The sequence below is a fragment of the Acidobacterium sp. S8 genome (genome assembly GCF_009765985.1).
Classification (GTDB): domain Bacteria; phylum Acidobacteriota; class Terriglobia; order Terriglobales; family Acidobacteriaceae; genus Alloacidobacterium.
The window spans coordinates 730,935-736,736 of record NZ_LMUM01000037.1 but is presented as its reverse complement, the minus strand read 5'-3'; the positions used below and the strand labels follow the sequence as shown (position 1 = coordinate 736,736).

3 protein-coding genes and 1 pseudogene are annotated in these 5,802 nt (G+C 54.1%); 2 read left to right on the top strand and 2 right to left on the bottom strand.

Annotated elements, in window-relative coordinates; all coding sequences use genetic code 11:
- Positions 1 to 725: pseudogene (locus GSQ86_RS21820) on the bottom strand (PAS domain S-box protein); the annotation flags it as partial.
- Positions 726 to 1,834: 1,109 nt separating this feature from the next.
- A complete protein-coding gene (locus tag GSQ86_RS21815; protein ID WP_254062545.1) occupies positions 1,835 to 3,805 on the bottom strand; it encodes a PAS domain S-box protein in 1,971 nt (656 codons plus the stop codon).
- 759 nt (positions 3,806 to 4,564) lie between these two features.
- Here GSQ86_RS21815 and GSQ86_RS21810 point away from each other — a divergent pair.
- Positions 4,565 to 4,870, top strand: a complete 306-nt coding sequence (locus tag GSQ86_RS21810) for an alpha-amylase domain-containing protein (RefSeq protein WP_371720733.1) — start codon at positions 4,565 to 4,567, stop codon at positions 4,868 to 4,870.
- A 311-nt stretch (positions 4,871 to 5,181) separates the two neighbouring features.
- The coding region (locus tag GSQ86_RS21805; RefSeq protein ID WP_216841252.1) for a GGDEF domain-containing protein at positions 5,182 to 5,802 on the top strand (621 nt) is incomplete at its 3' end.

Genomic DNA, 5,802 nt, shown 5'->3' with positions numbered 1-5,802 from the left:
GCCACCGACTCAGCCAGCTTGAGGCTGTCTTCGTACACTCCGCCAATACAACCATGGTTCAGGCACAGAGTCTTCATGGCAGAGTAAGTAGGTCTGCGCTTCGAGATTGCTTCGAGCAGATCGTAACCTTTTAGTTTTGCTTCGCCCTTTCGATATACGAGGATGTTAAAAAGTACGATAGTTCGGGACGGAAGTGCTTCTACCTTCTTCAGTACATCCGGTCCGGCTGGGTCGAGGATATCGATCTCTCTGATTTTTCCTTTGTAGCGACGAAGTTCGGACCGGGTACTTTCGAGCCATGTGGGATTCGTGGGTTCCCCCGCGAGAACTGCAACCGCCTGTGTGTCGGGCTGGAGTCGGAGAGCGAGATCGATGGTTTCACCGAATGGTTCCGGAGAGGTCCATCCTGTCATTCCAGGCCATGTCTTGCCTCCGTATATCCTCGTGCCGACCCCACAATAAACGATCGGCACGCCGGGGAAAGCCAGGTCGCGGTATTGGAGCAGGAATTCCAGTGTCTCCGGATGGACTGCGATCACAAGATCGAGTTTCGTTTTGGCGAATCGTGCGCGGAGTTCCTGTGCCGTACTCGCCAGATATGGCTTCGTAATTGGTGGCGACGCTCCAAGAAAAGCTTCGTAGAACGAAATGTCTCCATGAAAGCGAGCCCGCAACGAAGATTCAAGCGGGTCGGTGAAGGCACGCGCTGAGATGTCCATCATCATGACCAGTATGTTTTTGGGTTCGGGCTTTTCCTGCCCGAATGAGGGAGGCAGAAGACATGACAGGAAGACAAGGACCAAGAGTCGTATTGCGCCTAATCCGCTCACAATGGGTGCGCTAGACTGGCGACGTTTTACACGGCATCGGGATAACGGCCGTCTCTCCCCGCCGCTGTCTTGGTCGGCGCGAGGGCGCATGGCAATTTCCCCTTGCTCGTCCAGCGCCCGTCTGTACATGGCCCGTTACCTCCAGATGAACCCACACATCGGGGTCAGGTCTTTGACCGGTGCGATGAGATCCTCCGGTGAGTCATAACCCGGTATTCTCACCATCGCCGCCTTGTCGACTGACCAAATGTAGTATTCCGTACCTTCTATCAGTTGCGGCAGTTACGCTTCTGTCGCATCGTCTTGCATACAGGCCCTCGGTCGGCTTCCATTAAAGCCCTTCATTGACATTCCGACAATTCGAGAGGAGGAAGCCGACAAAAGGCGGATTACGCTCCAATATTACCTGTAGAAGTCTTGAATGCAGGGAAACAGGCCGCCCGAAAGGACAAGAAGAATCTCCTCGATTGCGAAGTGTCTGTCATCCTCAATCCGACATCCGATGCGATTGTCAAATAGGAGGGACAAATGCTCAGCATCCAAGCTAGATTGGGCTCGCCGGCCTTTCCGGCGGATCTAAAGGTGGCAGAAACGGCGCGGCGGAAAGTTCGAATTCCGGTGACGCACTTGGCTGAGAGTGCGCGGCAGGCAAGCTATAAGTGAAGGATAGAAACTCTGGATCACTATCGTTAAACACCCTTATCGGCAGAAATACCTCGGTACTGACGCTAAATCGCCAATTTACTCATCGGGCAAGGGCAATCTACCCCTTGATTTGCCTGTAAAATCACGTTTTCGATAATTTGCCGTTCTTCGCAGTCTTGGAATTCGTAGTTACTTGATCCCGTTTTGCAGAACCGTCGATATGCGGGCGGACTCGTTGTGTGATTACTTCCTGTTTTTGCCGATGACTTGGGATTTGAATGATGCCGAGATGTCTTCATGTGGTATCTCCGAGAAGTCGTGACAATCAAGAGTCCCGGTCATTCCACTTGTGAGTTAACTCACGTCACCTGATGGACAACTGCCGGCTCCTTACCCTGTGAAGCCTGTGGAGTGTTTTCATTTTCAGCAACGAAGGGCACGGCGGCAAAGATTCTCGTTCCCTGGCCGGGCTTTGACTCGACGGAAAACCTGCCGTGGACCAGATTTACCCGTTCCTGCATACTGACGAGGCCTAATCCTCGATTCTTCTTCGCTTCTTCAACATCAAAGCCTGCGCCTGTGTCACGGACGACGAGTTGAACCTCTTCCGCTGTGGCGCATAAGGCCACGGAGAATTGGTCGGTTTCGCTATATTTCATCGCATTATGCAGAGCTTCCTGGACGATTCGGAAAAGGCACAGTGAAATATCCTTGGGCAAATCTCTCGGCACATCCGAGTCCCGGAACTCAATGTCCAGCTCATGCTGTTTGGAAAGCTCTTGGCAAAACCCTTGGATGGCGGCCACGATGCCTAGGCAGTCGAGCATCGATGAGTGCAACTGATGCGACAGTGATTGAAGGTCAACTGCAATCTCGGAACAATGTTGCCCTATTTCTTCCAGGCTCTTTTTCGTACCTTCGGAAGATTCGCTCACACTGCGGTTTGCCTGCTCAATCTCCATTGAAAGGACCGCCAGCCGCTGGCAAATGTCGTCATGCAGGTCTCTCGCGATGCGGGCGCGTTCCTTCTCCTGGGCTTCGATCAGTTGACCGCTTATCTTTTCGAGAGCTTGCTGGGCATGCTTCTGGTCTGTCACATCAACCGCCGAGCCGATGAATCCGCCGAATGACCCGTCGCCATTTTCGCGGGGAGAGGCTACATCAAACATCCAGCGATAAACTCCATCGCTCCTGCGAAGCCGATACTCGCGCGAAAATGCCTGCTGATTCTTCAGACCCTGTGACATGCCATCCTTCAGATTTTTCAAATCGTCCGGATGAACATACGTAGCCCAGCTATCACTGTACCCCGCATTCGAGTTCGAACCCGTAAACTCGATTCGCCGCTGGTTCAGATAGGTGACCTTGCCTTGTGGATCGCACATCCACACCAGCGAAGGGGTCGTGTCCGTCATCACCCGGAAACGCTTTTCGCTTTCGCGAAGCTGAGATTCAACCTTCCGCTTTCTCGCTCGCTCCCACAGTAGTCCGATAACCAACAGAAGTAGTGCACCGATCACCATGATCATGGCGATCAGGTATCTTCGGTAGCTCTCCCACAACGAAGGAGGGCGGTACAGAATCACGCTGCCCGACGGGAGCGCCGACTCCGGAATATTCCAGTGGCGAAGCTCACGCCAATCCACACGGTCCTGCAGATAGGTGTCATGTGCAATAGGAATATCTTCCGGTCGCTCCCCTGACAGTACCCGCGCGGCGATTACTGCCGTCGATAAATGTTCTTTCGCGAGGTCAGGATATGCTCCGCCAACGCACCCGTGATCCAAACATACGGGCCAGGCAGAATAGGTCGGCCAACGCTGTGTGACCGCAGCGAGAAGTTGCCAGCCTCCGAACTCGGGCTGGCTTGCGTTCGACGGCGTGATATGAAACAGGACCACCGTTTGGGGAGGAAGCGCAAGAACTTTCTCAAGCAGCGCACGGCTTGCAGGGTCGTTGAAGACGATCTCCCTTACCTTGCCCTGATAGCGAAGAAGCTCGGAATGTACGACTGCCAACCAGTACCAGTCCACACCGCCGAGCACTGCTACCGCTTTTGTATCTGGATTCAGTTGAAGTGCCAGATCGATCGTCTCTCCAATACCCACAGGGACTGTGAGACCAGTCACCCTTGGCCATGTCCGTCCAAGAAACTCCCTGGTACCGACCTGGGTAAAGACAATGGGCACATCGGGAAATATCCTGTCACGGTATTTCACCGCAAACAGAAGCGCTTGGGGTGCAACCGCGATCACAACATCAAGCTTCACCTCAGCGTAGAGGCGCCGGAAAGTCTCCGCTTGGCTCTCCTGAGAAAACTTTATTTTCACCGGGTCTGGATTGTTTACCAGGTACGCGACATAGAAGTTGATTGGTCCGGGAACACGAGACCGTATCGCGGGTTCAACTATGTCTAAAAAGTGAGGGTTTCCTTCAATAGAGCTAAACAGTATCAGCACATTTTTCGCACTAGGCTCTGCCGCGGAAGCCGACGGGACCGGGACGCACAAGAGAATGCCAAGAACTATCCACCACATACATGAAGAAAGTATGTTGTTGTAATCACATAACGAAGCTCGCAGGCGCTGAATCAGACTACTTCCGGACGCATCTATGTGCGTCTGTGAGGATTTGCCATTGAACGACAGTCCCGAAGTTTGTCCAGTCAACATTCCGGTCACGCGCTGCTCACGTCAGGTGGAGGACGCACGGGCTCCGTAGATGATCGCAACGCACGGGCCCAAAAGGTTGTGCAAGGATTGTAGCTCTTCGGTGGACCTTAACCCAAGTCCGACAGCCTTGGACTGTAGCTTTAGGTGCTTTGTGTCGCAGATGTTTAGGGATTATCTGTTGTTTAGAGGCATCATGCCTGCCCAATGACCCGATGACGAAACGCTCGGCGCGGGTGCGCTAATCGCATCGCACTCCGCAATAGGCATGTTCATGGGTATCCGATGACAGACCTTGTCGTAGTATGGGTGCCGAAGACGAATAGCTATTTCAAAACTCAAAATCGTTGCTGCTAGTAATAGTTGGCAAAAGGCAAAATTGGCGTCGATCGTCAACGATCTCTCTAGTCGTCCTACGAAATAGCCGCGCACCACGCGCATGCCGGTGGGGAAAGGTGCATCCTACATGCCGATCCGGATCTCTACATCTCCCAGCGGGGAGGAACAGATTCGCAAAGCGGCCTGATCTATCTACTCAACAATCTCGGAACGCAATGGAGTGGTACGTCGGTTGAAACGAAGTGGCATAACCAGAGGTTCATTCCGGGGGCATGGGACGGCAAGGATGGAGCTCATCCGGATGAGCGAATGACTGATGCCGAAGGCAATTCTGAATTTCCAGCTCCACCACGCGGGTATTGCGTGTATGCTCCGGTGAGCGAATAAGTAGGAGTTCCTAAGACAACCTTGTCTATACTCTTTCCTGCATCAGTCGAACGTAAAGCCATGTGGACAAACGTCAGCGGAGGTCTGGTTACCTTGCCTGCGCGCATCAAAGCGCGCGTCTATTCGAGGTAGCTACGCGGGACTACACGGCGGTGAGTCCAGCATTGACCACAACGCTACAATGAATACGATGACCCGGCCGACGTCCGCCAAATACCGACACGCGATTCTGTCGGGCATTCGGTCTGGCGTTTGCCATTGTTATTGACTGGGGGACTCCCCCCGACCTGGATTTCAACGTCATTTATCTTATGGCCGCCATCTATGCCGCTTGGGTGGGGGGTAAGCGCCTCGGATACATCATCGCGGCGGTTTCGATGCTGTCGATCGCGTCGTACAACATCGTCCGCCGCCATGAATCCCCGGAGAGCGGTATTTTTCTCACCGGCGTCATCAGCCGGGTTGCAGTCATTTCCACCGTGGTCTATCTCACCGCCTACATCGCCAAACTGCAAAGGGAGACCATGGACAGGGCGCGGCGTGATCCCTTGACCGGCCTTTCCAACCGGATCGTGCTGATGGAGCGGCTGGCGTTGGAGTGTGACCGCCGACGGCGGTCGAAAAACTCGTTCGTTTTCGCCTACATGGATCTGGATGGCTTCAAGGCAGTCAACGACACCCTTGGCCATGACGAAGAAGATCAGGTACTGATCAGTGTGGCGGAGACCCTTCGCGCCAACATTCGGCCATCCGATCTGGCCGCCCGCCTCGGCGGGGATGAGTTCTGTCTGTTGTTGTCCGATACCGCCGCCGCCGGGTTGGTGTCTCTGGAGCGGATGCAAGCGGGCGTCTGTCAGGCCATGGAAGCCCATGGCTGGGCTGTGACCATGAGCATCGGCATGGTGGATGCTGGAACTACGGGCGCGATCACC